The 25,946-nt window shown below is 70.0% G+C and carries 28 protein-coding genes; 22 read left to right on the top strand and 6 right to left on the bottom strand.

The genetic code is table 11. From position 1 onward, the window contains the following. Positions 1-49 precede the first annotated feature (49 nt). The 5 genes from ctaD (at position 50) to AC1HIL_RS31100 (ending at position 3,687) form a co-directional block, all read left to right on the top strand. Complete coding sequence (gene ctaD / locus AC1HIL_RS31120) at positions 50-1,687, top strand: cytochrome c oxidase subunit I (RefSeq protein WP_057596467.1); 1,638 nt, start codon at positions 50-52, stop codon at positions 1,685-1,687. 46 nt (positions 1,688-1,733) lie between these two features. After that, positions 1,734-1,847, top strand: a complete 114-nt coding sequence (locus tag AC1HIL_RS31115) for a cytochrome oxidase small assembly protein (RefSeq protein WP_261213493.1) — start codon at positions 1,734-1,736, stop codon at positions 1,845-1,847. A gap of 37 nt (positions 1,848-1,884) precedes the next feature. Next, complete coding sequence (locus AC1HIL_RS31110) at positions 1,885-2,511, top strand: cytochrome c oxidase assembly protein (RefSeq protein ID WP_057596468.1); 627 nt, start codon at positions 1,885-1,887, stop codon at positions 2,509-2,511. After that, positions 2,511-2,738, top strand: a complete 228-nt coding sequence (locus tag AC1HIL_RS31105; RefSeq protein ID WP_057596469.1) for a DUF2970 domain-containing protein — start codon at positions 2,511-2,513, stop codon at positions 2,736-2,738. Before AC1HIL_RS31110 ends, AC1HIL_RS31105 begins: the two co-directional genes overlap by 1 nt. Before the next feature lie 67 nt (positions 2,739-2,805). Then, positions 2,806-3,687: a cytochrome c oxidase subunit 3 gene (locus AC1HIL_RS31100; RefSeq protein ID WP_057596470.1), complete on the top strand. Its 882-nt coding sequence runs from the start codon at positions 2,806-2,808 to the stop codon at positions 3,685-3,687. Between the two features lie 77 nt (positions 3,688-3,764). Here the strand turns inward: AC1HIL_RS31100 and AC1HIL_RS31095 are convergent, their stop codons facing one another. Then, positions 3,765-3,995, bottom strand: coding sequence for a twin transmembrane helix small protein (locus AC1HIL_RS31095; protein ID WP_057596471.1), 231 nt, complete (start codon positions 3,993-3,995; stop codon positions 3,765-3,767). Between the two features lie 27 nt (positions 3,996-4,022). Between AC1HIL_RS31095 and AC1HIL_RS31090 the strand changes: the two genes are divergently transcribed. The 6 genes from AC1HIL_RS31090 to AC1HIL_RS31065 are packed head-to-tail and all read left to right on the top strand — an operon-like array spanning position 4,023 to position 9,201. Beyond that, positions 4,023-4,865, top strand: coding sequence for an SURF1 family protein (locus tag AC1HIL_RS31090; protein ID WP_409976561.1), 843 nt, complete (start codon positions 4,023-4,025; stop codon positions 4,863-4,865). After that, positions 4,852-5,532, top strand: coding sequence for a hypothetical protein (locus AC1HIL_RS31085; RefSeq protein ID WP_479670790.1), 681 nt, complete (start codon positions 4,852-4,854; stop codon positions 5,530-5,532). Before AC1HIL_RS31090 ends, AC1HIL_RS31085 begins: the two co-directional genes overlap by 14 nt. 38 nt (positions 5,533-5,570) lie before the next feature. Then, on the top strand, positions 5,571-6,809 hold the full coding sequence (locus tag AC1HIL_RS31080) for a COX15/CtaA family protein (RefSeq protein ID WP_479670789.1): 1,239 nt from the start codon (positions 5,571-5,573) through the stop codon (positions 6,807-6,809). Then, a complete protein-coding gene (gene cyoE / locus AC1HIL_RS31075; RefSeq protein WP_057597532.1) occupies positions 6,806-7,711 on the top strand; it encodes a heme o synthase in 906 nt (301 codons plus the stop codon). Before AC1HIL_RS31080 ends, cyoE begins: the two co-directional genes overlap by 4 nt. Before the next feature lie 4 nt (positions 7,712-7,715). Further along, positions 7,716-8,333, top strand: a complete 618-nt coding sequence (locus AC1HIL_RS31070; RefSeq protein ID WP_479670788.1) for an SCO family protein — start codon at positions 7,716-7,718, stop codon at positions 8,331-8,333. A 4-nt stretch (positions 8,334-8,337) separates the two neighbouring features. Further along, entirely contained in the window at positions 8,338-9,201 is an 864-nt protein-coding gene (locus AC1HIL_RS31065; RefSeq protein WP_479670787.1) for a DNA alkylation repair protein, read from the top strand. A 60-nt stretch (positions 9,202-9,261) separates the two neighbouring features. Here the strand turns inward: AC1HIL_RS31065 and rpoH are convergent, their stop codons facing one another. Both rpoH and AC1HIL_RS31055 read right to left on the bottom strand, forming a co-directional pair. Continuing rightward, positions 9,262-10,203: an RNA polymerase sigma factor RpoH gene (gene rpoH / locus AC1HIL_RS31060; RefSeq protein ID WP_057597535.1), complete on the bottom strand. Its 942-nt coding sequence runs from the start codon at positions 10,201-10,203 to the stop codon at positions 9,262-9,264. A gap of 171 nt (positions 10,204-10,374) precedes the next feature. After that, positions 10,375-10,845 carry an Mpo1 family 2-hydroxy fatty acid dioxygenase gene (locus AC1HIL_RS31055; protein ID WP_057597536.1) on the bottom strand — a complete coding sequence of 157 codons (471 nt, stop codon included), beginning with the start codon at positions 10,843-10,845 and terminating at the stop codon, positions 10,375-10,377. Positions 10,846-11,021: 176 nt separating this feature from the next. On the opposite strand from AC1HIL_RS31055, the gene AC1HIL_RS31050 reads away from it, so the two are divergent. Both AC1HIL_RS31050 and AC1HIL_RS31045 read left to right on the top strand, forming a co-directional pair. Beyond that, on the top strand, positions 11,022-11,747 hold the full coding sequence (locus tag AC1HIL_RS31050; protein ID WP_479670786.1) for a response regulator transcription factor: 726 nt from the start codon (positions 11,022-11,024) through the stop codon (positions 11,745-11,747). Positions 11,748-11,757: 10 nt separating this feature from the next. Then, positions 11,758-13,548 carry an ATP-binding response regulator gene (locus tag AC1HIL_RS31045; RefSeq protein WP_057597538.1) on the top strand — a complete coding sequence of 597 codons (1,791 nt, stop codon included), beginning with the start codon at positions 11,758-11,760 and terminating at the stop codon, positions 13,546-13,548. 12 nt (positions 13,549-13,560) lie between these two features. Here AC1HIL_RS31045 and ftsY read toward each other — a convergent pair whose 3' ends face one another. Next, a complete protein-coding gene (gene ftsY, locus AC1HIL_RS31040) occupies positions 13,561-14,826 on the bottom strand; it encodes a signal recognition particle-docking protein FtsY (protein ID WP_479670785.1) in 1,266 nt (421 codons plus the stop codon). Positions 14,827-14,855: 29 nt separating this feature from the next. Here ftsY and AC1HIL_RS31035 point away from each other — a divergent pair, with 29 nt between their 5' ends. Next, on the top strand, positions 14,856-16,298 hold the full coding sequence (locus tag AC1HIL_RS31035) for a M16 family metallopeptidase (protein ID WP_057596075.1): 1,443 nt from the start codon (positions 14,856-14,858) through the stop codon (positions 16,296-16,298). 95 nt (positions 16,299-16,393) lie between these two features. Next, the gene (locus AC1HIL_RS31030; protein ID WP_479672451.1) at positions 16,394-17,716 is read left to right on the top strand and encodes a M16 family metallopeptidase; all 1,323 of its coding nucleotides are present in this window, start codon (positions 16,394-16,396) and stop codon (positions 17,714-17,716) included. A gap of 7 nt (positions 17,717-17,723) precedes the next feature. Here AC1HIL_RS31030 and AC1HIL_RS31025 read toward each other — a convergent pair whose 3' ends face one another. Next, the gene (locus AC1HIL_RS31025; protein WP_479670784.1) at positions 17,724-18,626 is read right to left on the bottom strand and encodes a LysR family transcriptional regulator ArgP; all 903 of its coding nucleotides are present in this window, start codon (positions 18,624-18,626) and stop codon (positions 17,724-17,726) included. 75 nt (positions 18,627-18,701) lie between these two features. On the opposite strand from AC1HIL_RS31025, the gene AC1HIL_RS31020 reads away from it, so the two are divergent. The 6 genes from AC1HIL_RS31020 to pxpA are packed head-to-tail and all read left to right on the top strand — an operon-like array spanning position 18,702 to position 23,043. Next, positions 18,702-19,337 carry a LysE/ArgO family amino acid transporter gene (locus AC1HIL_RS31020; protein ID WP_479670783.1) on the top strand — a complete coding sequence of 212 codons (636 nt, stop codon included), beginning with the start codon at positions 18,702-18,704 and terminating at the stop codon, positions 19,335-19,337. Positions 19,338-19,365: 28 nt separating this feature from the next. Beyond that, complete coding sequence (locus tag AC1HIL_RS31015) at positions 19,366-20,022, top strand: RsmD family RNA methyltransferase (RefSeq protein WP_479670782.1); 657 nt, start codon at positions 19,366-19,368, stop codon at positions 20,020-20,022. A 44-nt stretch (positions 20,023-20,066) separates the two neighbouring features. Continuing rightward, positions 20,067-20,570 (top strand): pantetheine-phosphate adenylyltransferase, encoded by a 504-nt coding sequence (gene coaD, locus AC1HIL_RS31010; protein ID WP_057596071.1) that lies wholly within the window; start codon positions 20,067-20,069, stop codon positions 20,568-20,570. Between the two features lie 9 nt (positions 20,571-20,579). After that, positions 20,580-21,242: a 5-oxoprolinase subunit PxpB gene (pxpB, locus tag AC1HIL_RS31005; RefSeq protein ID WP_057596070.1), complete on the top strand. Its 663-nt coding sequence runs from the start codon at positions 20,580-20,582 to the stop codon at positions 21,240-21,242. After that, positions 21,239-22,261 carry a 5-oxoprolinase subunit C family protein gene (locus AC1HIL_RS31000; RefSeq protein WP_057596069.1) on the top strand — a complete coding sequence of 341 codons (1,023 nt, stop codon included), beginning with the start codon at positions 21,239-21,241 and terminating at the stop codon, positions 22,259-22,261. The genes pxpB and AC1HIL_RS31000 overlap by 4 nt, the downstream gene beginning before the upstream one ends. Positions 22,262-22,305: 44 nt before the next feature. Next, the gene (gene pxpA / locus AC1HIL_RS30995; protein WP_261213516.1) at positions 22,306-23,043 is read left to right on the top strand and encodes a 5-oxoprolinase subunit PxpA; all 738 of its coding nucleotides are present in this window, start codon (positions 22,306-22,308) and stop codon (positions 23,041-23,043) included. Between the two features lie 22 nt (positions 23,044-23,065). On the opposite strand, the gene AC1HIL_RS30990 is transcribed toward pxpA, so the two are convergent. Continuing rightward, positions 23,066-24,010 carry a LysR family transcriptional regulator gene (locus AC1HIL_RS30990; RefSeq protein ID WP_057596078.1) on the bottom strand — a complete coding sequence of 315 codons (945 nt, stop codon included), beginning with the start codon at positions 24,008-24,010 and terminating at the stop codon, positions 23,066-23,068. Between the two features lie 230 nt (positions 24,011-24,240). Between AC1HIL_RS30990 and AC1HIL_RS30985 the strand changes: the two genes are divergently transcribed. After that, complete coding sequence (locus AC1HIL_RS30985; RefSeq protein ID WP_479670781.1) at positions 24,241-25,935, top strand: hypothetical protein; 1,695 nt, start codon at positions 24,241-24,243, stop codon at positions 25,933-25,935. The last annotated feature ends 11 nt before the right edge of the window (positions 25,936-25,946 follow it).

Here is a 25,946-nt window from a genome sequence, read left to right as displayed (position 1 = left end):
ACAACACAGCGAACAGCGCCCAGCGACGAGATATTCAAGGAACGATGAAATGAGTGCAGTCCTCGACCCCCACGGTCACGCCCACGGCGACCACGCGCACGACGACCACCATGACCACCACGCGCCCACCGGCTGGCGCCGCTGGGTGTTCGCGACCAACCACAAGGACATCGGCACGCTCTACCTGCTGTTCAGCTTCACGATGCTGATGGTGGGCGGCGTGCTCGCGCTGTTGATCCGCGCCGAGCTGTTCCAGCCGGGCCTGCAGCTCGTGAACCCCGAGCTGTTCAACCAGTTCACCACCATGCACGGCCTGATCATGGTGTTCGGCGCGATCATGCCGGCCTTCGTGGGCTTCGCGAACTGGATGATCCCGCTGCAGATCGGCGCTTCGGACATGGCGTTCGCGCGCATGAACAACTTCAGCTTCTGGCTGCTGATCCCGGCGGCGCTGATGCTGGTCGGTTCGTTCTTCATGCCCGGCGGCGCACCGGCCGCGGGCTGGACGCTCTACGCGCCGCTCACGCTGCAGATGGGCCCCTCGATGGACGCCGGCATCTTCGCGATGCACATCATGGGCGCCTCGTCGATCATGGGCTCGATCAACATCATCGTGACCATCCTCAACATGCGCGCCCCCGGCATGACGCTGATGAAGATGCCGATGTTCTGCTGGACCTGGCTCATCACCGCCTACCTGCTGATCGCCGTGATGCCGGTGCTCGCCGGCGCCATCACGATGACGCTGACCGACCGCCACTTCGGCACCAGCTTCTTCAACCCCGCGGGCGGCGGCGACCCGGTGATGTACCAGCACATCTTCTGGTTCTTCGGCCACCCCGAGGTCTACATCATGATCTTGCCGGCCTTCGGCATCATCAGCCAGATCGTGCCGGCCTTCGCGCGCAAGAAGCTGTTCGGCTACGCCTCGATGGTGTACGCCACCTCGTCGATCGCGATCCTGTCGTTCATCGTCTGGGCGCACCACATGTTCACGACCGGCATGCCGGTCACGGGCCAGCTGTTCTTCATGTACGCGACCATGCTGATCGCGGTGCCGACGGCCGTGAAGATCTTCAACTGGATCGCGACCATGTGGCAGGGCTCGATGACCTTCGAGACGCCGATGCTGTTCGCGGTGGGCTTCATCTTCGTGTTCACGATGGGCGGCTTCACCGGCCTGATCCTCGCGATCGCGCCGATCGACATCCAGCTGCAGGACACCTACTACGTAGTGGCCCACTTCCACTACGTGCTGGTGGCCGGCTCGCTCTACGCGATGTTCGCGGGCTACTACTACTGGGCGCCCAAGTGGACCGGCGTGATGTACAACGAAACGCGCGGCAAGATCCACTTCTGGTGGTCGCTGATCTCGTTCAACATCACCTTCTTCCCGATGCACTTCCTGGGCCTGGCGGGCATGCCGCGCCGCTATGCCGACTACCCGATGCAGTTCGCCGACTTCAACGCGGTGGCATCGGTCGGCGCCTTCGCCTTCGGCCTGGCCCAGGTGTACTTCTTCTTCTTCGTCGTGCTGCCGACCATGCTCGGCAAGGGCGAGAAGGCACCGCAGAAGCCGTGGGAAGCCGCCGAGGGCCTCGAGTGGGAAGTGCCGTCGCCGGCGCCGTTCCACACCTTCGAGACGCCGCCCAAGCTCGACGCGACCGCCACCAAGGTGATCGGCTGAGCGCCGCACCGCCCCACGCAACCCCGACGACCGAGACCGCCACGCGATGACGCCCGAACAGAGAAGAAGCAACCGCCGCATGGGGCTCACGCTGGCCTCGATCGCGCTGATCTTCTTCGTCGGCTTCGTCGTGCGCATGGTCTGGTTCAGCGGCCGCTGACGCCTCCATCAATTTCCAGGCACGGGAGCACACGCACATGAGCCTCGGTCAACGCATCCGGCGCGCCAATGTCCAGATGGTCGGCAAGCTGGCCGTGGTCGCCTGCGGCATGTTCGCCTTCGGCTACGCGCTGGTGCCGCTGTACCGCGCCATCTGCGAGATGACCGGCATCAACATCCTCGCGCTCTCCGAGCTCGAGGTGCCGGGTGGCGCGAGCGGCGGCAAGAACGTGCGCGTGCCCGACAACACGCAGATCGACATGACCCGCACGATCAAGGTCGAGTTCGACTCCAACGTGCGCGGCGGCCTCTGGGACTTCAAGCCGGCCGAGCGCACGATGGAAGTGCACCCGGGCGAGCTCAACACGGTGATGTACGAGTTCCAGAACGTGCAGAACCGCCGCATGGCCGCGCAGGCCATCCCGAGCTACGCGCCGCAGCAGGCCGCGCCCTATTTCAACAAGCTCGAGTGCTTCTGCTTCAACCAGTACACGCTCGACGCGGGCGAGAAGAAGCAGTGGCCGGTCGCCTTCGTGATCGATCCCAAGATCTCGAAGGACGTGAAGACGATCACCTTGTCGTACACCTTCTTCGAGGTCGGCGGCAAGACGCCCGCGGCGCCGGTCGCCGTCGCGCCCGCCACCGCCGCCGAGCCGCGTTCGTGATGGTCGATTCGCCGCCCACCCCGACCCCCGCCACGCAGCGCAAGGGCTCGCTGCTCGCGACGCTCAAGGCCGTGGCATGGTCGTTCTTCGGCATCCGCAAGAAGAGCGCCTACCAGGACGACCTGGCCAAGCTGAACCCGCTGCACATCATCGCGGTCGCCTTCGTGATGGTGATCGCGTTCATCGTCGGCCTCGTGCTGGTGGTGCGCTTCGTGGTCGCGCCCTGAGACCCGAACGAACCCACGATACCCAGAACCCATCGAATCGAGAGAAGAAAGAAAGCCAGGAGCTGATATGAGTTCAACCACCCACGGCACCACGCCTTACTACTTCGTGCCAGGACCCTCGGCCTACCCGGTCGTGTCCGCCATCGGCCTGTTCTTCGTGATCCTCGGCGCGGGGCAGTGGATCAACGGCCACCAGTGGGGTGCGTGGTCGCTGCTGCTGGGCATGCTGATCTGGCTCGGCACGCTGTTCGTGTGGTTCCGCGCCGCCATCGGCGAGAGCGAGAGCGGCCAGTACGGCCACAAGATCGACCTCTCGTACCGCTGGAGCATGAGCTGGTTCATCTTCTCCGAGGTGATGTTCTTCGGCGCCTTCTTCACCGCGCTGTGGTGGGCCCGTACCCACGCGCTGCCGAACCTCGGCAGCCTGGACAACGCGCTGCTGTGGCCCGACTTCAAGGCCGTGTGGCCCAGCGTCGCGGCCGGCGCGACCGGTTCGCCGGCCGGCATCGTCGAGCCGTTCCAGACCGTCGGCCCGTTCTGGCTGCCCACGATCAACACCGCGCTGCTGCTGAGCTCGGGCGTGACGCTGACCATCGCCCACCACGCGCTGCGTGCCGGCCATCGCGCGCAGACCATCCGCTTCATGTGGCTCACCGTGCTGCTCGGCGTGATCTTCCTGGGCGTGCAGGGCTACGAGTACCACCACCTGTACACCGAACTGAACCTCAAGCTCAGCTCGGGCACCTACGGCTCGACCTTCTTCATGCTGACCGGCTTCCACGGCCTGCACGTGTTCATCGGCATGCTGATGCTGCTGTTCATCACGCTGCGCCTGCAGAAGGGCCACTTCACGCCCGAGCGCCACTTCGGCTTCGAGGGCGCCGCCTGGTACTGGCACTTCGTCGACGTGGTGTGGCTGGGCCTCTACATGCTGGTCTATTGGCTTTGAGCGAAGCACCTCGCGGCATTCCAGAAAAAAGGCGCCGTCAGGCGCCTTTTTCATGGTTCCCGTGGAACGAGCACCACCTACTTGCCGAGAGGGAGCCCGGTGGGCTGGATGTAGCCGAATTTCCAGGCCAGCAGCATGCAGAGGAACAAAAAGACCGAGAGGCCGATCCGAAAGGTGAGCGCGCGCGCCATGCCGCCGCTCTTGGCGCGCCCGTTGCGACCGTCCTTCAACATGTAGAAGAGCGCGAAAGCCAGGCTCGCGAAGATGCCCACGAACAACAGGGCAACGAAGTATTTCATGACCCGCATTATCGGCCGCCTGCCACCCGCGCTCCAGTGACTCCCGATCCCCTGACCCCGCCCCCCGCGCCGGACCGCGCCTCCTCCCGCCAGCGCAGCGACCGCGGCTGGACCTGGGCCCGCTTCTGGCTGATGACCATCGCCGCGCTGGTCACCGTCTCGTCGACCATCTCGCTGGGCCGCTGGCAGCTTTCGCGCGCGGCGCAAAAAGAGGCGCTGCAGGCCGAGATCGAGGCCCAGAAGCTCAAGCCGCCGCTCGAGCAGGCCGACTTCCTCGCGCTCGAGCGTCCCGCCGAGATGCTGCACCGCCCCGTGCACCTGCGCGGGCTGTGGCTCGCGGCGCAATCGGTCTACCTCGACAATCGCCAGATGCACGGCGTGCCCGGCTTCTACGTGCTGACGCCGCTCGCGCTCGAGGGCAGCAACCAGACGGTGATGGTGCAGCGCGGCTGGATCCAGCGCAATTTCAACGACCGCACGCAGCTGGGCGCGGTCGAGACGCCGGCCGGCCTCGTCGACGTCACCGGCCTGATCGAGCCGCCGCCGGGCCACCTGCTCGAGCTCGGCAAGCCCGCCGCGCCGGCCTCGGCACCGGCTGGCGAGGGGTCTTCGCCCATCCGGCAGAATCTCGACCTCGAAGGCTTCCGTGCCGAAACGCAACTGCCGCTGCGCACCGACGTGTCGCTGCAGCAGACCGGGCCCGCTTCCGAGGGCCTGCAGCGCGATTGGCCGGCGCCGGCGCTGGGCCTGGAGAAACACTATGGCTATGCATTCCAGTGGTTCGGCCTGTCGGCCCTCGTGGTGATCCTCTATGTCTGGTTCCAATTCATTGCCCCCCTCCGGCGCTCGCGCCGCGCACGCCGCGATGCAGGCCTCTGACGAGCCGCTGGGGCTGACCGTGCACTCGATGCCGTCGCCGACCCAGGCGCTCGACGGCGCGGAGGGCCGCCGCACGGTCGTCGGGCGCTGGAAGATGATCGCCGTCATGCTGATGTGCGCGGCACCCGTGATCGCCTCGTATTTCACCTACTACGTGATCCGGCCCGAGGGCCGCAGCGTCTATGGCCAGCTGATCGATCCGCAGCACGAGATGCCGGCGCTGACCGCCGCCGACCGCGCGGGCGCGCCGGTCAGCCTGCAGACGCTCAAGGGCCAGTGGCTGCTGGTGGCGGTGGCCGATGCCGCCTGCGACGCCTTGTGCGAGCAGCAGCTCTACCTGCAGCGCCAGTTGCGCGAGGTGCTGGGCCGCGAGAAGGACCGGCTCGACCGCGTCTGGCTGGTCAGCGATGCCGCGCCCGTGCCCGAGCGCCTCGAGAACGGCCTGCGCGGCGCCACCGTGCTGCGCCTGCCGCCCGAGCAGCTCGCCAGGTGGCTTACGCCCGAAACCGGCCACACGCTGGCCGAGCACCTGTTCGTGGTCGACCCGATGGGCAACTTCATGATGCGCTTCCCCGCGCGCATGGATGCCAAGGGCGCGGGCCGCGCCAAGCGCGACCTCGACCGCCTGCTGCGCGCCTCCGCCTCGTGGGACGAGCCGGGCCGCTGAGCTCGCGACGACGAAGACGCACGACGATTTCAATCAAGATGGACACCAGCTCGCTCTACGACCTCACGCCGATCGCCTGGCTGCTGGCGGCCGGCGCGCTGATCGCGCTCGGGCCGCTGGTCTGGGTGTGGCGGCGCAACGCGGGCGCGGGCCCGGCGCGGCGGCTGCATGCGCTGACCGTGCTCACGCTGTTCCTGACCTTCGACCTCACGCTGTTCGGCGCCTTCACGCGCCTGTCCGATTCGGGCCTGGGCTGCCCCGACTGGCCCGGCTGCTACGGCAATGCGAGCCCGGTCGGCGCGCGCCACGAGATCGCGACGGCGCAGGCCGCGCAGCCCACCGGCCCGGTCACGCACAGCAAGGCCTGGGTCGAGATGGTCCATCGCTACCTTGCCACCGGCGTTGGCGCGCTGATCACCGTGCTCGCGGTCGCGACCTGGGTGGTGCGCGCGCGGCAGCGCCAGCAGGCGAGGGCGGCACCGTCGTCGGCGCGGCGCGAGGGCGACCATGCCGCGCTCAGCGCCTGGTGGCCCGCGGCCACGCTGGTCTGGGTCTGCCTGCAGGGGGCCTTCGGCGCGCTCACCGTCACCTGGAAGCTCTTCCCCGCCATCGTCACGCTGCACCTGCTGGGCGCCGTGGTGCTGCTCGCGCTGCTGTGCATCCAGGCCGTGCGCTACCGCCAGGTGGCCGCGCAGCGCCTGCCCACGCCGGTGTCGCCGGCGTTGCGCAACGGCCTGATCGCGACCTCGGTGCTGCTGGTGCTGCAGATCGTGCTCGGCGGCTGGGTCAGCACCAACTACGCGGTGCTGGCCTGCACCCAGTTCCCGACCTGCCAGGACAGCTGGTGGCCGCCGATGAATTTCGCGCAGGGCTTCGAGATCTGGCGCCACCTCGGCGTGACCGGCGAGGGCGTGCCGCTCGATTTCGCGGCGCTCACCGCGATCCACTACGCGCACCGGCTCATGGCCTACCTCGTGTTCGTCGCGCTCGGCCTGCTGGCCTGGCGCATGCGCCGCATCGACAGCCTGCGCCCGCAGGCCGGCTGGCTCGCCGGCCTCGCGCTGCTGCAGCTCGCGACCGGCCTGGGCAACGTGCTGCTCGGCTGGCCGCTCGCGGCCGCCCTGCTGCACACGGGCGGTGCCGCTGCGCTCGCGGTGGTGCTGGTCTGGGCGCTGTGCGAGAGCCGGCGCGAGCAGGCGGCCGGCGCCCGCCTGTCGCGCGCGAAGCCCGCCGTTCCACCTGGCGCCCCCCTGCGCGGCGCGGAGGTCCCCCGATGAGCACCCCGATTCCCCTGCAGCAGGCGCATGGCGCGAGCGTGCTGCGGCAGTTCTATGCGCTCACCAAGCCGCGTGTGGTGCAGCTGATCGTCTTCTGCGCGCTGATCGGCATGGTGCTCGCCGTGCCCGGCGCGCCTTCGTGGCTCGACGTGCAGCGCGCCGTGCTGGCCTGCATCGGCATCTGGCTGGTGGCGGGCGCGGCGGCCGCGTTCAACTGCCTGGTCGAGAAGGGCATCGACGCCAAGATGAAGCGCACCGCCTGGCGCCCGACCGCGCGCGGCGAGCTCAGCGACCGCCAGGCGCTGCTGTTCTCGGCGGCGCTGTGCACGGCCGGCTCGGTGCTGCTGTGGTTCACCGTCAACCCTCTCACCATGTGGCTGACCTTCGCCACCTTCGTCGGCTATGCGGTGATCTACACCGTGATCCTCAAGCCGCTGACGCCGCAGAACATCGTGATCGGCGGCGCCTCGGGCGCGATGCCGCCGGTGCTGGGCTGGGCCGCGATGACGGGCGAGGTCGGGCCCGAGGCGCTGATCCTGTTCCTCATCATCTTCCTGTGGACGCCGCCGCACTTCTGGGCGCTGGCGCTCTACCGCGTCGAGGACTATCGCAAGGCCGGCCTGCCGATGCTGCCGGTCACGCACGGCAACGAGTTCACGCGGCTGCAGGTGCTGCTCTACACCTTCATCCTGTTCGCGGCCTGCCTGATGCCCTTCGCCTACGGCATGAGCGGCTGGCTCTACCTCGTGGTGGCCGTGGCCGTGAGCGTGGGCTTCACCGGCTACGCCTTCGCGCTGTGGCGCAACTACTCCGACGCCCTGGCGCGCAAGACCTTCCGGTTCTCGCTGATCCACCTGAGCGTGCTGTTCGCGGCGCTGCTCGTCGACCATTACCTCCGCTGACCCCATGAACAAGCGCAATGCCCTGAAGTTGATCGCCGCCGGCGCGGGCTGGACGGCCGTGTCCGCCACCGTGGGGCTGGGCCTCGCGGGCTGCAGCGAACCCAAGCAGAGCTTCAATGCGGTCGACATCACGGGCGCCGACTATGCGCGCGACTTCTCGCTGAAGGACGCGGACGGCAAGCAGCGCACCATGGCCGACTTCAAGGGCAAGGTGGTCGTGCTGTTCTTTGGCTACGCGCAGTGCCCCGACGTCTGCCCGACCACCATGACCGAGATGGCGCAGGTCAAGCAGCAGCTCGGCGCCGACGGCGACAAGCTGCAGGTGGTGTTCGTCACGGTCGATCCGGCGCGCGACACGCCCGAGGTGATGAAGGCCTACATGGGCGCCTTCGACCCCAGCTTCGTCGCGCTGATCCCGACCGCCGACGAACTCGTCTCCACCGCCAAGGACTTCAAGGTCTATTACAAGAAGGTGGACGGCAAGACGCCCACCAGCTATTCGATGGACCACTCGGCCGCGAGCTTCGTCTACGACCCGCAGGGCCGGTTGCGGCTGTACGCGCGCTACGGCGCCGGCGTGCCGCCGATGGTGGCCGACATCAAGACCCTGCTGGCGGCCTGAGGCCATGGCGAGCGGCACGGAGGCCGAGAGCCTCGCCGCGGCCATCGCGGCGGTCGCGCACCTGAAGGCGCGCAAGGGCGCGTTCCGCATCGCGCTGATTCCGCCCGAGGTGCTGCGCGCCCTCAACGACGGGCTGATCGAGACCGTCAACCTCAACGAATTCCTCGCGCTCGAACTGCCGCAGCTGGCACGCAGCGTGGCGGGCCACATCGGCCTCGACGCGGCGAGCGAGCGGCTGGTCGACACGCTCGCGATGCTGAGTGCCTTCAAGCCGATGCAGCGCCATGGCCACATCGCGCGGGCGCTGTACGACCTCGCCGCGCTGCACGACGAACGCGACGCCGTTGCGCACCGGCTCGCCACGCATGCCAGCGACGTCGCGCGTTGCTGGGCGGCGCAGTGGGTCACGCTGTCGCAATTGCCGCTGGCCGGCCAGCTCGAGGCGGTGCGGCGCTTCGCGGCCGATCCGCACTTCGGCGTGCGCGAGATCGCCTGGATGGCGGTGCGCGACGCGGTCGTCGGCTCGCTCGACGAGGCGCTCGCGCTGCTGCAGCCGTGGGTGCGCGACGACGATCCCAACATCCGCCGCTTCGCGAGCGAACTCACGCGCCCGCGCGGCGTGTGGTGCGCGCAGATCGAGGCGCTGAAGGCCGAGCCCTGGCGCGCGCTGCCGCTGCTGGAGCCGCTGCGCGCCGACGGCAGCCGCTACGTGCAGAACTCGGTCGCCAACTGGCTCAACGACGCGAGCAAGACGCAGGCGGAGTGGGTCGACGGCGTGTGCGCGCGCTGGGTGAAGGAATCGAACACGCCCGAGACGCGCTACATCGCCAAGCGCGCGCTGCGCACCCTCGCCAAGACCTCGGGCTGAACGCCCCAAGAAAAAGCCCGGCGCGGGGCCGGGCTCGTTCGAAGGGGCGGAAGAAGCCGATCAGGCGTAGTCGGCCAGCGCCTTCTTCATCTTCTTCATCGCGGCCACTTCGATCTGGCGAATGCGCTCGGCGCTCACGCCATAGACCGCGGCCAGGTCGTGCAAGGTCATGCCGCCCGAGCCGTCGTCGTTGACCTTGAGCCAGCGCTCTTCCACGATGCGACGGCTGCGTGCGTCGAGGGCCTCGAGCGCGGTCGCGATGCCGTCGCTCGACAGGCGGTCGCGCTGCTGCGATTCGAGCAGCGCGGTCGGTTCCTGCGTCGCGTCGGCCAGGTAGGCGATCGGGCCGAAGGCTTCCTCGCCGTCGTCGTTCGGGCTCGGGTCGAGCAGAACGTCGCCGCCCGACAGCCGGGTTTCCATCTCGAGCACTTCCTCGGGCTTCACGTTCAGGCGCGCGGCCATCTGCGTCACCTCGTCGGCGCTCAGCGTTTCGCGGTGCGTGCCGGTGTCGGCCGCGGCCGAGTCGGCCTTGAAGCCCTGCTTCATCGAGCGCAGGTTGAAGAACAGCTTGCGCTGGGCCTTGGTCGTCGCGACCTTGACCATGCGCCAATTCTTCAGGATGTACTCGTGGATCTCGGCCTTGATCCAGTGCATGGCGTAGCTCACCAGCCGCACGCCCTGGTCGGGGTCGAAACGCTTCACGGCCTTCATCAGGCCGACGTTGCCCTCCTGGATCAGGTCGCCGTGCGGCAGCCCGTAGCCCAGGTACTGGCGGGAGATGGACACCACGAGGCGCAGGTGCGAGAGGATCAGCGCACCGGCCGCTTCGAGGTCGTTGTGGTCGCGCAAACGGCGGGCGAAGCCCTGCTCTTCCTCGAGGGTGAGCAGCGGCAGTCGGTTGGCGGCCGAAATATAAGCATCCAGGTTACCCAGCGGGGGCACCATCGACCAGGGGTTGGCGACGGCGAGCTGGTTGGCAGAGGCTCCAGACAGGGATGTCATCAGGGGAAACTCCTTCGTATTGGCCATATTAGCACTCGGTTAGAGGGAGTGCTAAGGCAAGGGTTCCCCTAAAGTCTCAATCGGGCCGATAGGCAGGGACTGTCGGCCGGCGGCCCCGAAGGACCGCGGTCTTGTCCGACTTGCGGCCGGCAAAGCCCCGTAAGCGGGTACTTACCAGCGGATGCCCAGCTTCAGCAGCAGCTTGGACACCACGAACAGCGGCCCGACCCAGAGGTATTGGATGTCTTCGAAGAACGAAGGTTTCCGTCCCTCGATCTTGTGGCCGATGAACTGGAAGATCCACGCCACCACGAAGATGGCGGCGGAAATCGGCAACACAAGGCTGCCCATGGCATGGACCAGCGCCAGCAGGATGGCGGTCTGGAGGCCCATCGCAAGCAGGAAGACCGGCGAGCGCAGCGTCAGGTAGTAGACGAGGCTGGCCAGCAGGAAGGCATAGGCAGCCCAGGGATGGATCGCGAAGATCAGCCCGACCAGGCTGACCATGATCGCGGGGATCGCCACGAAGTGGATCAGTTCGTTGGTCGGGTGCCGGTGGCTCTGTTCGTAGTGGGCGAGCAGGCGATCGACCTTGCGGTCGCTGGCGGCCTCGGGCGCGTGGGCGGTGGCGGTGTGCGGCATGGCGTGTCTCCGTGGCTCGTGCGGGCCGTTCGTCGCGGCCCGCGATGGAATCCGCCGATGGTGCCCCGCGCCGGCCTCGCTGGCAAGTGCTATACAAACAATAGCATTACATCGAGCGGCCGCCGCTGGGACCAGCATGACTTCCGGCACTGTCGCCCCCTGGGGGCATCGCTAAGATGCGGCGCGTGGCTCCGCTCGATCCCTCTTCCTCCTCCACTCCCCCGTCCTCGGCGGCGCAGGCCGGCATCGCGCCGCGCGGCCGTACCGCGATCCTGGTGGTCGACGACCACGACCTGTTGCGGCTCGGCGTCTGCGCGCTGGTCCAGGCCCAGGCGACCTCCTCGGGCGCCGCGATCGAGGTCTACGAGGCCGGCAACGTCGCCGACGCGCTCAAGCTCTACGAGGCGCACCAGGACGCCATCGGCCTGGTGCTGCTCGACCTCGCGCTGCCCGACACCCATGGCCTGAGCGGCCTGGCCGAGTTCCGCCTGCGCTATCCCGATGCCCGCATCGTGGTGCTTTCGGGCACCGGCAACAGCACCCTGGCGCAGGGCGTGCTGGCGCTGGGCGCGAGCGCCTTCCTGCCCAAGTCGGCCGACCTGAAGGAAGTGGTGAGCTTCATCCGCGCCTGCGGCCTGCTCGACCCCGATGCCGCACAGTCGCCGCCGCCGGCCGTGCCGAAGGCGCTCACGGGCTATGCCGAGTTCGCCCATGCCAGCGCCTGGCAGGAACTCACGCCGCGCCAGATGCAGGTGCTGCAGTGGGTGCTCGAAGGCAAGGCCAACAAGGAGATCGCCCAGCTCGCCAACCTGAGCGAAGGCACGGTGAAGAACCACGTGTCGACCATCCTGCTGCTGTTCGGCATGCGCTCGCGGGCCCAGTTGATCAGCACCCTGCATTGAACGGCGCGCGGTGCTGAACGACCCGGCCGCCGACGTCGTTCTCGGCCAGCGCGTGCTGCGCGAACACGTCGCCTCGGTCTACGACACCTACAGCGCCTCGACGCTGACCCACCTGTGCTTCGTGGCGGTGTTCGGCGCCATCCTCTATGCGCAGCTGCACGACCCGCGGCTGCTGTTCTGGATGGCCGGCATGGTGCTGGCCGACGTCTACGTGTTCTTCACGCCGCGCTGGTACCCGGCGCGGCCGGCCGTCGAGAGCCCGTACTGGGCGCGCAAGATCTCGCGCCTGGTCACGCTGGTGAGCATGGTCACGGCCGTCGTGCCCTGGCTGGTCGTGCCGGCCGGCAACCTGCCGATGACCTCGCTGCTGATGGCGGTCATCGTCGGCAGCTGCGCGCGCGCCTCGCAGTCGCTGTGGCCGCTCAAGCCGGCGCTGTTCGGCTACACGCTGCCGATGTCGCTGGGCATGATCACCGCGCTGGCCTGGCAGGGCGACGGGCTGCACCTGTTCCTGGCCGCGGCCGGTGCGGCCTACCTGATGCTGACCCTGCACGCGGGCATTCGCCAGCACCGGCTCCTGACCGATTCGCTGATGCTGCGCTTCGAGAACGAGGCACTGGCCGCGCGCCTGGGCGAGCAGATCGCGGCCACCGAGCGGGCCAGCCTCGAGAAGACCCGCTTCCTCGGCACCGCCAGCCACGACCTGCGCCAGCCGCTGCATGCGATCGCGCTGTTCGGCGCGGCGCTCGAGAACGAACTGCGCCACCGTCCCGAGGGCCGCAACGCCGAGCGGCTGATGCGCGCGGTGAATGCGCTCGGCGCCTCGCTCGACACCATGCTCGACGTGTCGCGGCTCGATGCCGGCGTGGTCGTGCCCGAGGTGCAGGCGGTACAGCTCGACGCCTTGTTCCTGCCGCTCAACCACACTTTCTCGGCGCGCGCCGAGCAGAAGTCGCTGCAGCTGCGCGTGCGCGCCAGCGGCCTGTGGGTGCGCAGCGATCCGCAGTTGCTGCACCGCATGCTGTCGAACCTGATGGACAACGCGCTCAAGTACACCGCCAGCGGCGGCGTGACGGTGATCGCGCGCGACCGCGGCGAGACGGTGTGGATCGAGGTGCGCGACACCGGCATCGGCATCGCGCCGGAGCAGTCGGGCCGGATCTTCGAGGAGTTCTACCAGGTCGACAACCCGGGCCGCGACCGCTCGCGCGGGCTGGGCATCGGGCTGTCGATCGTGCAGCGTCTCTCGCGCCTGCTCGGCCATCCGGTGCAGATGCATTCGCGCCTGGGCCGCGGCACGCACTTCCGGCTGGTGGTGCAGGCCGCGAACGCGCAGGCCGGCGCATTGGCCGGGCCCTTCTCGCCGCAAGCCGCGGCGACCGATGCCGGGGAGCAGCGCCACCGCGGCGCGGCGCGGCTGCCCGCGCGCGTGCTGCTGCTCGACGACGAGCAGGAGATTCGCGAGGCCATGACCGGCCTGCTGCGCTCGCACGCGGTCGAGGCGCGGGCCGTGGACGACGAGGCGGCGGCCGCGCGGGCGCTGGCACAGGCGCACGGCGAGGGCCGTCCCTTCGAGCTGCTGCTGTGCGACTACCGGCTGGCCGATGGCGTCGACGGCCTCGACGTGGGCTTGCGCCTGAGCCGCAACGGCGGGCGTGCCACGCCGCTGCTGCTGATCACCGGCGAGACCTCGCCCGACCGGCTGCAGCGCGTGCGCGAGTCGCGCGTGCCGGTGCTGTTCAAGCCGGTGGTGGCCGACCGGTTGCTCGAGGCGATGAGCGAGGCGGTGCGCGCCGGCTGAAGCGGCGGGCCTTCAGTTGCCCAGCAGCGCCTGCGCGAACTCGCGCGCGTCGAAGGTCTCGAGGTCCTCGAGCTTCTCGCCCACGCCGATGAAGTAGACCGGGATCGGCCGCTCGCGCGCGATCGCGCACAGCACGCCGCCCTTGGCCGTGCCGTCGAGCTTGGTCACGACCAGCCCGGTCAGGCCCAGCGTCTCGTCGAAGGCCTTGACCTGCGCCAGCGCGTTCTGGCCGGTGTTGCCGTCGATCACCAGCAGCACCTCGTGCGGCGCGGTGGCGTCGGCCTTGGTGACCACGCGCTTGATCTTCTTGAGCTCGTCCATCAGGTGCAGCTGCGTCGGCAGCCGCCCGGCGGTGTCGACCAGCACCACGTCCTTGCCGCGCGCCTTGCCGGCGTTGACCGCGTCGAAGCTCACGGCGGAAGGGTCGCCACCTTCCTGGCTCACGATCTCCACCGTGTTGCGGTCGGCCCAGACCAGCAACTGCTCGCGCGCCGCGGCACGGAAGGTGTCGGCCGCGGCCAGCAGCACCGAGGCGCCTTCGTTGGCCAGGTGCTTGGTGAGCTTGCCGATGGAGGTGGTCTTGCCCGCGCCGTTCACGCCCGCGACCATGATCACGGTGGGCGTGTGGCGGCCGATCTCCAGCGGCTTCTCGAGCGGGCGCAGCAGGTCGGCGATGGCCTCGGCCAGCAGTCGCTTGACCTGCGATGCGTCGGTGGCCATCTGGCTCTTCACGCGGCGGCGCAGGTCGTCGAGCAGGTATTCGGTGGCCTTCACGCCGGCATCGGCCATCAGCAGCGCCGACTCGAGTTCTTCGTAGAGCGCGTCGTCGATCTGGGCATTGACGAACACCGCCTGGATGCCGGTGCCGGTCTTGCGCAGGCCGGTCTTGAGCTTGTCGAGCCAGCCTCGGCGCTCGGGCGCGGGCGGGGGGGCGATCTCGAGCACCGGTGCGGGCACGGGCGCGGGGGCCGGCGCGAGGATCGGGAGGTCGACGGTGGGCGGTGCCGCGACGGGGGCCGGGGAGGGGGCCGGCGCCACGGGTTGCACCGGGGGCGCGGCCACCGGCGCCGGCGGTGCGGCGGGCGGTTCCACCGGTGCGGGAGGCGGCGTTTCCTTCGCCGCCGGTTTCGCGCCGAACCAGCTCGAGGGCGAGAACACCGAGCGCGAGGGCGCGCTCTCCGCGGCGGGGGCAGGTTCGGCCGGCGGAGTCGCTGGCGCCTGCGGGGCCGGTGCTTCGGGCGTTTCCGCGGGTGGTTTTTTCTTGAAGAAACTGAACATCGGGCGCTTTTTAGAATCGGAGCCATTCTATGAAACACCCCTCGCCACGCCGCGCTGCGTCTGGTGCGGTGCTGGCCCTGGCGTTCGTGGCGCCCTGGGGCCTGCCCGCGCAGGCGCAACAGCCATCGCCCCCGGCCACCGCCGCCACCGCTTCGGCTCCAGGTCCCCAGCAGTTCACCCTCTCCAACGGCATGACCCTGATCGTGCAGCCCGACCGGCGCTCGCCGACCGCGGTGCAGATGGTCTGGGTGCGCGTGGGCTCGATCGACGAGGTCGACGGCACCTCGGGCGTGGCCCATGCGCTCGAGCACATGATGTTCAAGGGCACGAAGTCGATCAAGCCCGGCGAGTTCTCGCGCCGCGTGGCGGCGCTGGGAGGGCAGGAGAACGCCTTCACCACGCGCGACTACACCGGTTACTACCAGCAGATCCCGGTCGGCAGCCTCGAGCAGGTGATGAAGCTCGAATCCGACCGCTTCGCCAACAACCAGTGGCCCGACGACGAGTTCAAGCGCGAGATCGAGGTGGTCAAGGAAGAGCGCCGCATGCGCACCGAGGACCAGCCGCGCGCCCTGCTCGGCGAGCAGCAGAGCGCGGCCGTCTTCACCGCCTCGCCCTATCACCGGCCGGTGGTGGGCTGGATGAGCGACCTCGACGCGATGACGCCCGAGGACGTGCGCGAGTTCCACCGCCGCTGGTACGTGCCCGCCAATGCCGCGATCGTGATCGCCGGCGATGTCGACGTCGACAAGGTGCGCGCGCTGGCCGAGAAGTACTACGGCGGCATTCCCGCGCGCGCGGTGCCGGTGCGCAAGCCGCGCATCGAGCCGCCGCAGCGCGGCATCCGCCGCATCGAGTTCAAGGCGCCGGCCGAGCAGGCCTACGTCTCGCTGGCCTTCCGCATCCCGCAGCTCGAGAGCATCGATGCCGAGAGCGACGCCTGGGCGCTCGAGGTGCTGTCGGCCGTGCTCGACGGCTACACCGGCGCGCGGCTCGACCGCGCGCTCACGCAGGGACCCGAGCGCGTGGCCGATTCGGCCGGTGCCTATTCGGGGCTGATCGGGCGCGGCCCGCAGCTGTTCGGCCTGGCGGGCGTGCCCGCGGCCGGCAAGACCGCCGCGCAGGTCGAGGCCGCGCTGCGCGCGCAGGTCGCGCGCATCGCCAGGGAAGGCGTGGGCGAGGCCGAGCTCGCGCGCGTCAAGACGCAGTGGGTGGCGAGCGAGACCTACAAGCGCGATTCGGTGATGGCGCAGGCGCGCGAACTCGGCAGCAACTGGGTGCAGGGCCTGCCGCTCGATGCCGACCCGCGCATGATCGCGAAGCTGCAGGCCGTGACCGCCGCGCAGGTGCAGGCGGTGGCCGCCAGGTACTTCGGCGACGACCAGCTCACCGTGGCCACCCTGGTCCCGCTGCCGCCCGATGCGCGGCCCCGTGCCCGCGGCTTCGCCGCTCCCGCGGGAGAACTGCGTTGAACGCCGCCGCATCGCTCGAAGGCTCGATCCCCATGTCCCTCTTCCCTTCCAAGCCGGCCGCCGCCGGCCGCCTGCTGCGCACCGGCGTGCTGGCCATGCTCGGCTTCGCCGGCCTGGCCGCGCAGGCCGCGCTGCCGATCGAACACTGGACGCTCGCCAACGGCGCCAAGATCTACCTGGTGTCCTCGCAGGCGCTGCCGATCGTCGACGTCGAGGTCGACTTCGATGCCGGCAGCCGGCGCGATCCCGCCGAACAGGCCGGCCTCGCGAGCGTGAGCTCGACCATGGTCGAGAAGGGCGTGCGCGCCGGCCGCAACGGCGAGCCCGCGCTCGACCAGAACGCGCTGGGCGAGGCCTGGGCCGATCTGGGCGCCGAGTTCGACGTCAGCGCCAGCAACGACCGCACCAGCTACACCTTGCGCAGCCTCGCCGACCCCCAGCTGCTCGACAAGGCAGTGGCGCTGGCCGCGCGCGTGATCGGCGAACCCACCTTCCCCGACGACATCTGGCAGCGCGAACGCGAGCGCCTTTCCGCCTCGATCCGCGAGGGCAACACCAAGCCCGCGACGGTCGCGGCGCGCGCCTTCGCGACCGCGGTCTACGGCGGCCATCCCTATGGCCAGCAGACCACCGAGGCCACGCTCGCGCGCATCGACACCGCGGCCATGCGCCAGCGCTACCAGCAACTGATCGTGCCGTGCCGCGCCAAGCTCAGCATCGTGGGCGCGGTGACGCGCGCGCAGGCCGAAGGCATCGCCAACGCGATGCTGTCGCGGCTGCCCGGCCCCGAGGCCTGCACGCCGCTGCCCGCGATCGCACCGGTGCCGGCGCTGGCCGAATCGAAGGAGCTGCGCATTCCCTTCGAGTCGGCGCAGACCCATGTCTACATCGGCCAGCCCGGCTATCCGCGCAAGGACCCCGACCACTTCGCGCTCAACCTCGGCAACTACATCCTCGGCGGCGGCGGCTTCGTCTCGCGCCTGACCGACGAGGTGCGCGAGAAGCGCGGCCTGACCTACAGCGTCTACAGCGGCTTCGCGCCGGGGCTCGACGCGGGCGCGTTCCGCGTCGGCTTCCAGACCCGGCCCGACCAGGCGGCCGAGGCGGTGAAGGTGGCGCGCGAGGTGCTCGCGAAGTTCGTCGCCGAGGGGCCCACGCAGAACGAGCTCAAGGCCGCGAAGGACAACCTGATCGGCGGCTTCCCGCTCCTGCTCGACAGCAACCGCAAGCTGATCGGCAACGTCGCCAACATCGCCTGGAACGACCTGCCGCTCGATTACCTCGACACCTGGACCGCGCGCATGAATGCCGTGACCGCCGCCGACATCAAGGCCGCGTTCGCACGCAAGCTGCAGCCCGACCGCATGGTGACGGTGGTGGTGGGCAGCGACCCGCAGGCCAGGCCGCAGGGCAAGTAGGCCCCCCTCAGGCCAGCGCGTGCGGCCCCGTGCGCGAGGCGGCGCGCACGCAATCGCCGAGCCGTGCGAGCAGCCGCGGCGCCGCGCGCGCCTGCTGCCAGTACAGCGGCACCGGCAGCCGCGAGCCCGGCACCAGCTCCACCAGCGAGCCGTCGCGCAAGGCCTGCGCCACCATGCTCAGCGGATGCATGCCCCAGCCCATGCCCGCGCGCGCCGCCTCGACAAAGGCCTGCGGCGAGGGCAGCCAGTGGCGCGGCGTCTCGACCTCGCGATGGCAGATGCGCCGCACCCAGCGCGCCTGCAGCGCGTCCTTGCGGTCGAACACCAGGCTCGGCGCCCGCGCCAGCGTGCGCGCGCCCACGCCCGTGGCGAAATGCGACTGCACGAAGGCCGGGCTGGCGGCCGCCACGTAGTGCATGGTGCCCAGCGCCTCGCTGTTGCAGCCGGCCACCGGCTGCGCGAGCGCGGTGACCGCCGCCAGCACCGCGCCGCTGCGCAGGCGCTCGGCCGTGTGGTCCTGGTCGTCGACCGTGAGGTCGAGCAGCGCGCCGTGCTGCTGCGAGAAGGCGGCCGCCGCGGCGACGAACCAGGTCGCGAGGCTGTCGGCATTGACCGCCACCCGCACCGTGACCCGTTCGCCGGCCTCGCCGGCGCCCAGCAACGGCAGCGCATCGCGCAGCTCGTGCTCGAGCATGCCCACGCGCTCGACATGCCGGCACAGCTGCAGCCCGGCCTCGGTCGCCACGCAGGGCTGGCCGCGCACCAGCAGCGCGCCGCCGATGCGTTCCTCGAGCAGCTTCACGCGCTGCGACACCGCCGAGGGCGTGACGTTGAGCGCGCGGGCCGCGCGCTCGAAGCTGCCTTCGCGCACCACGGTGGCCAGGGCGTTGAGGGCGGCGTAGTCGAGCATGGAGATGAAGCAAAACTGAATTGGCTTAAGGAAGTTTAGTTTGAGTTAATTCCGAGACGGCGGCAAGCTCGCACCATGTCTGCCGAACTCGTCACCACCGCCTTCCTCAACGGGCTCCTCATGAGCCTGGTGCTCATCGTCGCCATCGGCGCGCAGAACGCCTACGTGCTGCGCCAGGGCTTGCGCCGCGAGCACGTGAGCGCGGTCGTGCTGTTCTGCGCCGTGAGCGACGCGGTGCTGATCTCGGCCGGCGTGGCCGGCATGGCGCAGGCGCTGCAGGGCCGGCCGATGCTGGCCACCGCGCTCGCCGGCTTCGGCGCGCTGTTCCTCGCCGGCTACGGGCTGCGCGCGCTGTGGCGCTCGCGCGCGGCCGGTGCGTTGCGCACGGTCACGCAGGGCAGTTCGCTGTCGCGCACCGCGGTGCTGGCCCAGGCCGCGGGCTTCACGCTGCTGAATCCGCACGTCTACCTCGACACCGTGCTGCTCGTGGGCAGCACCGGCGCGCAGTACGCGGGCTCGCTCAAGGGATGGTTCGTGGCCGGCTCGGCGCTCGCGAGCGCGCTGTGGTTCTCGGCCCTCGGCTATGGCGCGCGGCTCCTGGCACCGGTGTTCGCGCGGCCGCGCGCCTGGCAGATGCTCGACGCGCTGATCGGCGGCACGATGCTGGTGCTGGCGGCGCTGCTCGCGCGGCGCGCGATCGCGGGCTTCTGAGCCCCGGCGAGCGCGTTAAGCTCGCTGCATGCCCCGCAAGCCCGCCGCCGCGCCCTCGCGCACCCCAACGACTTCTTCCCCCGCGCGTCCGGCGCGCGCGCACGAAGTGCGCATCATCGGCGGCCAGTGGAAACGCACCCGCCTCGCCGTCGCCGACAAGCCCGGCCTGCGGCCCACGCCCGACCGCGTGCGCGAGACGCTGTTCAACTGGCTCGCGAGCCTGGCCGGCGCCGGTGGCGGCGAGCTGCCGGGCTGGCAGTGCCTCGATGCCTTCGCGGGCACCGGCGCGCTCGGCCTCGAGGCCGCGTCGCGCGGCGCGGCCGGCGTGCTGCTGTGCGAGCAGGACGCCGCACTGGTCGCGCAGATCCAGGCCGCCAAGACCAAACTCGCTGCCGAGGCGGTGCGCGTGGAGCGCGGCAACGGCGTCACGGCGCTCGAGCGCGCGCCGGCCGCGAGCCTCGACGTGGTCTTCCTCGACCCACCCTTCGACAGCACCACGCTCTACGAACCCGCGCTGCGCGCCGCCGCGCGCGCGGTACGCGCGGGCGGTGCCATCTATCTCGAGGCACCGCGCCGCTGGAGCGACGAGGAAGCGGCCGCGCTCGGCCTCGTCGTGTTCCGACACTTGAAGGCCGGCGCGGTGCATGCACACCTTTTGATGCATGCCGCACACGGCACTGCATAATCCGCCGACCCAAGCCGCATCGGCTGCATGAGGAGGTAGCAACCATGGCCAGCAACGTGATCGCGGTTTATCCCGGCACTTTCGACCCCATCACCCTCGGGCACGAGGACGTGGTGCGGCGTGCGACCCAACTGTTCTCGAAGGTGATCGTCGCCGTGGCGGCCGGTCACCACAAGAAGGCGCTCTTCACGCTGCAGGAACGCATCGAGATGGCGCGCGAAGCCGTCAAGCCCTACAGCGACCAGGTCTCGGTCGAGAGCTTCTCGGGCCTGCTGCGCGACTTCGTCGTGGCGCGCGGCGGCAAGGCCATGGTGCGTGGCCTGCGCGCCGTCACCGACTTCGACTACGAGTTCCAGCTCGCGGGCATGAACCGCTCGCTGATGCCCGACGTCGAGACCGTGTTCCTCACGCCCAGCGACAAGTACCAGTTCATTTCCAGCACCTTCGTGCGCGAGATCGCGATGCTCGGCGGCGAGGTGCACAAGTTCGTCTCGCCCAACGTCGAACAGCAGCTCGCGGCCAAGGTCCGAAGCCTCGGCAGAGAGTAGGCGCCGCCGATGAGCGGCGCCCCGGCGCCCCGTCTGCACCTGCTGGGCGACGCGGCGCTGCTGTGCGACCTGCCCGGTCCCGCCACGCTCGCGCAGCAGCAAAAGATCTGGGCGCTGGCGCGCGAGGCCGGCCGCTGGAGCGGCGTCGGCGAGGTGCTGCCGGGCATGAACAACCTCACGCTGACCTTCGATCCGACGTCGGTCGACCTCGAGGCGCTGAGCGCGCGCGTGCTCGAGGCCTGGCCGCGGCTCGAGGCCGGCGGCATCGAGGGCCGCGACATCGAGATTCCCGTCGCCTACGGCGGCGAGCACGGCCCCGACCTCGCGGACGTGGCGGCCCACACCGGTTTGTCGGCCGCCGAGGTGGTGCGCCGCCATGCCGCGGCCGAGTACGTGGTCTACCTGCTGGGCTTCCTGCCGGGCTTCGCTTTTCTCGGCGGACTTCCCACTGCACTCGCGACGCCGCGCCGCGCCGTGCCGCGCACGGCCGTGCCCGCGGGTTCGGTCGGCATCGGCGGCGAGCAGACCGGGATCTATCCGCTGCGCTCGCCGGGCGGCTGGCATCTGATCGGGTGCACCGAGGTCGCGCTCTTCGATCCGCTGGCCGCATCGCCGACCCTGCTGCGGCCCGGCGACCGCGTGCGCTTCGTCGTCGAAAGCCTGCAGCCATGACGCTCCTGATCGAGAAGCCCGGCCCGCTGGCGTCGGTGCAGGACCTCGGGCGCCACGGCCATCGCCAGCTCGGCATCTGCCCGGGCGGCGCGCTCGACACGCTGGCGCTGTCCATCGCCAACCGGCTGGTGGGCAACGCCACCGGCGCGGCCGGGCTCGAGCTGACCCTGGGCGGCAGCGTGCTGCGCTTCGAGACCGACACGCGCATCGCGCTGGTGGGCGACGACTTCGGCGCCACGCTCGACGGCCAGCCGCTGTGGCCGTGCTGGAGCGTGCCGGTCGCGGCCGGACAGACGCTGCGGCTTGCTGGCGCAAACGCGAGCGTCAGCACGGGCGGCGGCAAGGCCGGCCTGCGCAGCTGGCTCGCGGTGGCGGGCGGCATCGACGTGCCGCCGGTGCTCGGCTCGCGCAGCACCGATCTCAAGGCCGGTTTCGGCGGCCACGAAGGCCGCGCGCTGCGCAAGGGCGACCGGCTGCCATTGGGCGAGTCGGCGCTGGCCGAGGCGCAGCGCGCGCGGCGCGCCTTCGGGGTGCGCGGTCCCGAGTGGGAACGCGATGCCGCGGCCGATGGCGCCATCGCCCTGCGCGTGCTGCCCGGCCCCGAGTTCGAACAATTCACCGTCGCCTCGCGCGACCAGCTCTGGAGCGAGCGCTGGCGCATCACGCCGCAGAGCAACCGCATGGGCAGCCGGCTCGCGAGCGCCAACGGCGCCGAGCTGCGGCGCAAGCGCGCCACCGACATGCTGTCCTCGGGCGTGATCCCCGGCACGATCCAGGTACCGCCCTCGGGCCAGCCGATCATCCTGATGGGCGACGCCCAGACCACTGGCGGCTATCCGCGCATCGGCGTGGTGATCCGCGCCGACCTCTGGAAGCTCGCGCAGGCGCCGCTCGACGGCAGCCTGCGGCTGGTGCCGGTCGATGCCGCCACCGCGCTCGAGGCCTGGGCCGCGCAGCAGCGCTACGTCGCGCAAGTGGCGCAAGGCCTCGCGGCGACGGGCTGGCCGACCCCGGCATAGACTGCGGTCTTTCCATCCGCCGCATCGCTCCAGGAGTCCTCCCAATGCACATCGACCTCAACGCGGACCTCGGCGAAGGCGCCGGCAGCGACGAAGCGCTGCTCGGGCTCGTGAGCTCGGCCAACATCGCCTGCGGCTGGCATGCGGGCGACGCGAAGACCATGCACCAGTGCGTGCGCTGGGCCGTCGCGCAGGGTGTCTCGATCGGGGCGCATCCCAGCTTTCCCGACCGCGAGAACTTCGGCCGCAGCACCATGCACCTGCCGCCCGACGAGATCGTCTCCAACGTGCTCTACCAGGTCGGCGCGCTCGCGGCCATCGTCAAGGCCGAGGGCGGCCGGCTCGCGCACGTGAAGGCGCACGGCCAGCTCTACAACCAGGCGGTGAAGGAGCCCGAACTCGCCGATGCGCTGTGCGAGGCCGTGCGCCGCTTCGATCCCGCGTTGAAGTTCTTCGGCCTCGCGGGCAGCGGCATGATCGACGCCGCGCGCCGCGCCGGCCTCGTGCCGGTGGAGGAAGTGTTCGCCGACCGCGGCTACATGCCCGACGGCAGCCTGGTGCCGCGCAGCCAGCCCGGCGCGCTGATCGAGGACGACGCGCAGGCCATCGCCCAGACCCTGGCCTTCGTGCGCGAGCGCCACGTGAAGGCGATCGACGGCAGCATCGTGCCCGTCAATGCGCAGACCGTCTGCCTGCATGGCGACGGCGCGCATGCGCTGGCCTTCGCGCGCCGCATCCGCGAGCGGCTGCTGTCCGAAGGCATCGAGGTGCGCGCGGACTGAGGCGAAGCGCTGCCTTCGCCGCTCAGGCGGGCAGCGCTTCCTCGCAGGCGGCCGCGCCAACCCAGCGCGGCCCGATCTCTTCGCAGTAGTCGGCCACCACGGTGCGCGTGAGCCGCGCCACCGCCTGGACCGCGGGCGCCGTGCCTTCGGCATGCGCGAGGCTGATCGCCATCGGCGGCAGCGCGGGGCCGTCGCGCACCTCGAGTTCGCCCGCGGCCAGTTCCTGGCGCACGAACACCGGCGGGATCGCGGCCACGCCGAAGCCGCCCTTGGTCAGCTGGATGATCGACTGCACCGACGGAAAGCTGCACACGCGCGGTTCCGCGGCGCGCCCGGCGAACAGCGCCTTCACGTGCGCGCGCGGGCCCGAGGTGCGCGAGAAGGTCAGGAGCGGCACCCGCTCGAGGTCTTCGAGCCGCAGGGTGCGCGCGTGCGGCAGCAGCGCCGGGCGCGCCACCCAGCGCATCGGGAAGCTGCACAGCGGCAGCAGCACCGACTCGCCGCTGCGCGCGAGCTCGGAGACGTCGTCGTTCTGGATCAGCAGGTCGAACTTGCGCTGCCGGAACTGCTCGCGCAGGTTGTGCGCCGTATCGACCGTGATGTCGGGCTCGACCGCGGGCAGTCGCTCGCTCAGCAGGTGGATCAGCGGCGTGAGCCAGGTGTGGACCACCGTCTCGATCACGCCGATGCGCACGCGCCCCGAGGGCGGCGCATCGGGCTGCACCGAGCGCTTGAGCTGCTTCTCTAGCGCGAGGATCTGCTCGGCCTGCGCCACCACCTGCTCGCCGATGCGCGTGAGCCGCAGCGAGCGCTGCGAACGGTCGACCAGCTGCACGCCGAGCTCTTCCTCCAGCGCCTCGATGCGCTTGGACACCGCGGCCTGGGTGGCGCAGAGCATCTGCGCCGTCTCTCGGAAGCTCTTGAGCCGGTCGAGCATGACCAGGGTCTCGAGGAATCGGGTGTTCATCTTCTGCATCTCCCTGAATCGAGCATCGTTGAACTTTTGTTATCGGATTGTTTAACAAAAACTCGTTCGACGCAGTCAATCGATCATGTTTTCATCAAGTTGTCGCACACGTAAGCGGTGCAACCCGCCCCCCGGCGGCGGCGCTGGCTCCGGCCGATCGCTGCAGAAGTCGTGCCAGTGGGTTCACTTTTTGTTTTCATTGCTGTCAGACACAGGCAGGGAGAGATCGAATGAAGGGATCGAAAGCGAAGCGGCGCCTGCGGATCGGCGCCACCCTTGGCGCCTGCGCGCTGGCGGTCGCCGGCTGCGGCGGCGGAGGCGGGGGTGGGGGCGTCGACCCCGCCGTGCTGGCGGCGATGGCCGCCGCCGCGGGCGCGCAGCCGCCCGCTCCACCGGCACCGCCGCCGCCCGCGCCGCCACCGGCCGTGCGGGCCAAGTGCGCGATGGACAGCACCGTGGCGGCTTCCTACGAGGAGCAACGCCTGCCCAACAAGCTCTCGGCCAGCGACGCGCTGAGCTTCTCGCAGCAACTGCTGCAGGCCAGCGGATTCGATCGCTTCGGCCCCGAGTTCGCCGCGAGGCTCTGCAGCGACGGCCTCGCGGGCGCCTCGAGCTATGACGAGGCGGTGGCGCTGCTGCATGCCGAGGGGAAAAAGCTCTGGCAGGCGGCGCTCGATCGCGTGCAGGGCCGGTCGGTCCAGGGCACGCTGCCGAAGAGCGACGACCGCATGCTCTATTGGGCGCGGCTGACGATGACGCTCGCGCTGCGCCAGTGGAAGCCCGAGTTCGCGCTGACGGACGAGCAGCGCGCCGGGCTGCAGAAAGAGTTCGAGCGGGCGTCGCGCGGCCAGCTCTCGATCGACTTTCCCGAGGGCGCCGGTTCCAGGCGAGTCCTCGTCAGCGGCTTCGACCCGTTCACGCTCGGGGGCGCCGGCCAGAACGGCAACCCCAACATCCGCATCGGCAATCCCTCGGGCGCCACGATCCTGTCCCTCGACGGCAATACGGTGGCGCTGCCCGACGGCAGCACGGCCGTGATCCGGACCTTCATCCTGCCGGTCAACTACGGGCCGTTCATCGACGGCATGCAGGAGGACACGCTCGGACCCTGGTTCAAGTCCGGCCCGAAGCGCGTCGATGCCTCGATCAGCATGAGCCAGGGCGGCGGCGCCTTCCACCTCGAGCACTACAACGGCCGCTACCACTACGCGGCGTTCCCGGGCAACGACAACCTGAATCCGCCATGCAGCGAAGGAGGCGGCTTTCCCGCCGCGCTCGATTGCGACATCTCGCCGCCCGAGCGCTGGCTCGGCTTCGCGGCCAAGCCCTGGCGCCGCGATGCGCCGCCGCAGTTCACCCAGGCGAGCCTGCCGTTCCAGCAGATGATCGATGCCAGGACCGGCGAGGGCATCGTCAACCGCGACACCGGCGCGACCGGCGGCTGGAGCGTGGTGCGCCGCGACAGCTACGGCGTGATGGCCTGCACCCAGGCCGCGAGCGATACGAGCGCCGCCTACGATGCAGCGAAGGCCGCGGTCGACAAGGCGTTGGCCGACTACTTCGCCGGCTTCCAGACGCCGGGCGCCGACATGAATGCCCTGCTCCAGAAATACCTGGCCGCCAACGACGCATTCGGCAAGCTGACGCCACCCAGCCCGCTCGAAACCAATTGCGCCAGCGAGGGCGGCGGCGGAAACTACCTCTCCAACGCCAGCGCCTACCGCAACACCCTGATGCGCGACACCTTCGGCCTCGCCATTCCCGCCGGCCACATCCACACGCCGGTCATGACTTACTTCGGCACGGGCAGCGACGGCAAGATCACCGATGCCACCTTCGAGGGCTATCGCGATTCGATCGTGGCCCAGGCCCGCAATCTCGTGTTCGCGGTGGCCCGCAGCCTCGTGTCGCCGCCCGCCCCCTGACGTCCACGGAA

It is taken from the genome of Variovorax sp. ISS6 (genome assembly GCF_056523145.1).
Note: the sequence above shows the minus strand (reverse complement) of the source record. Positions and strands in the feature narration are given on the sequence as shown.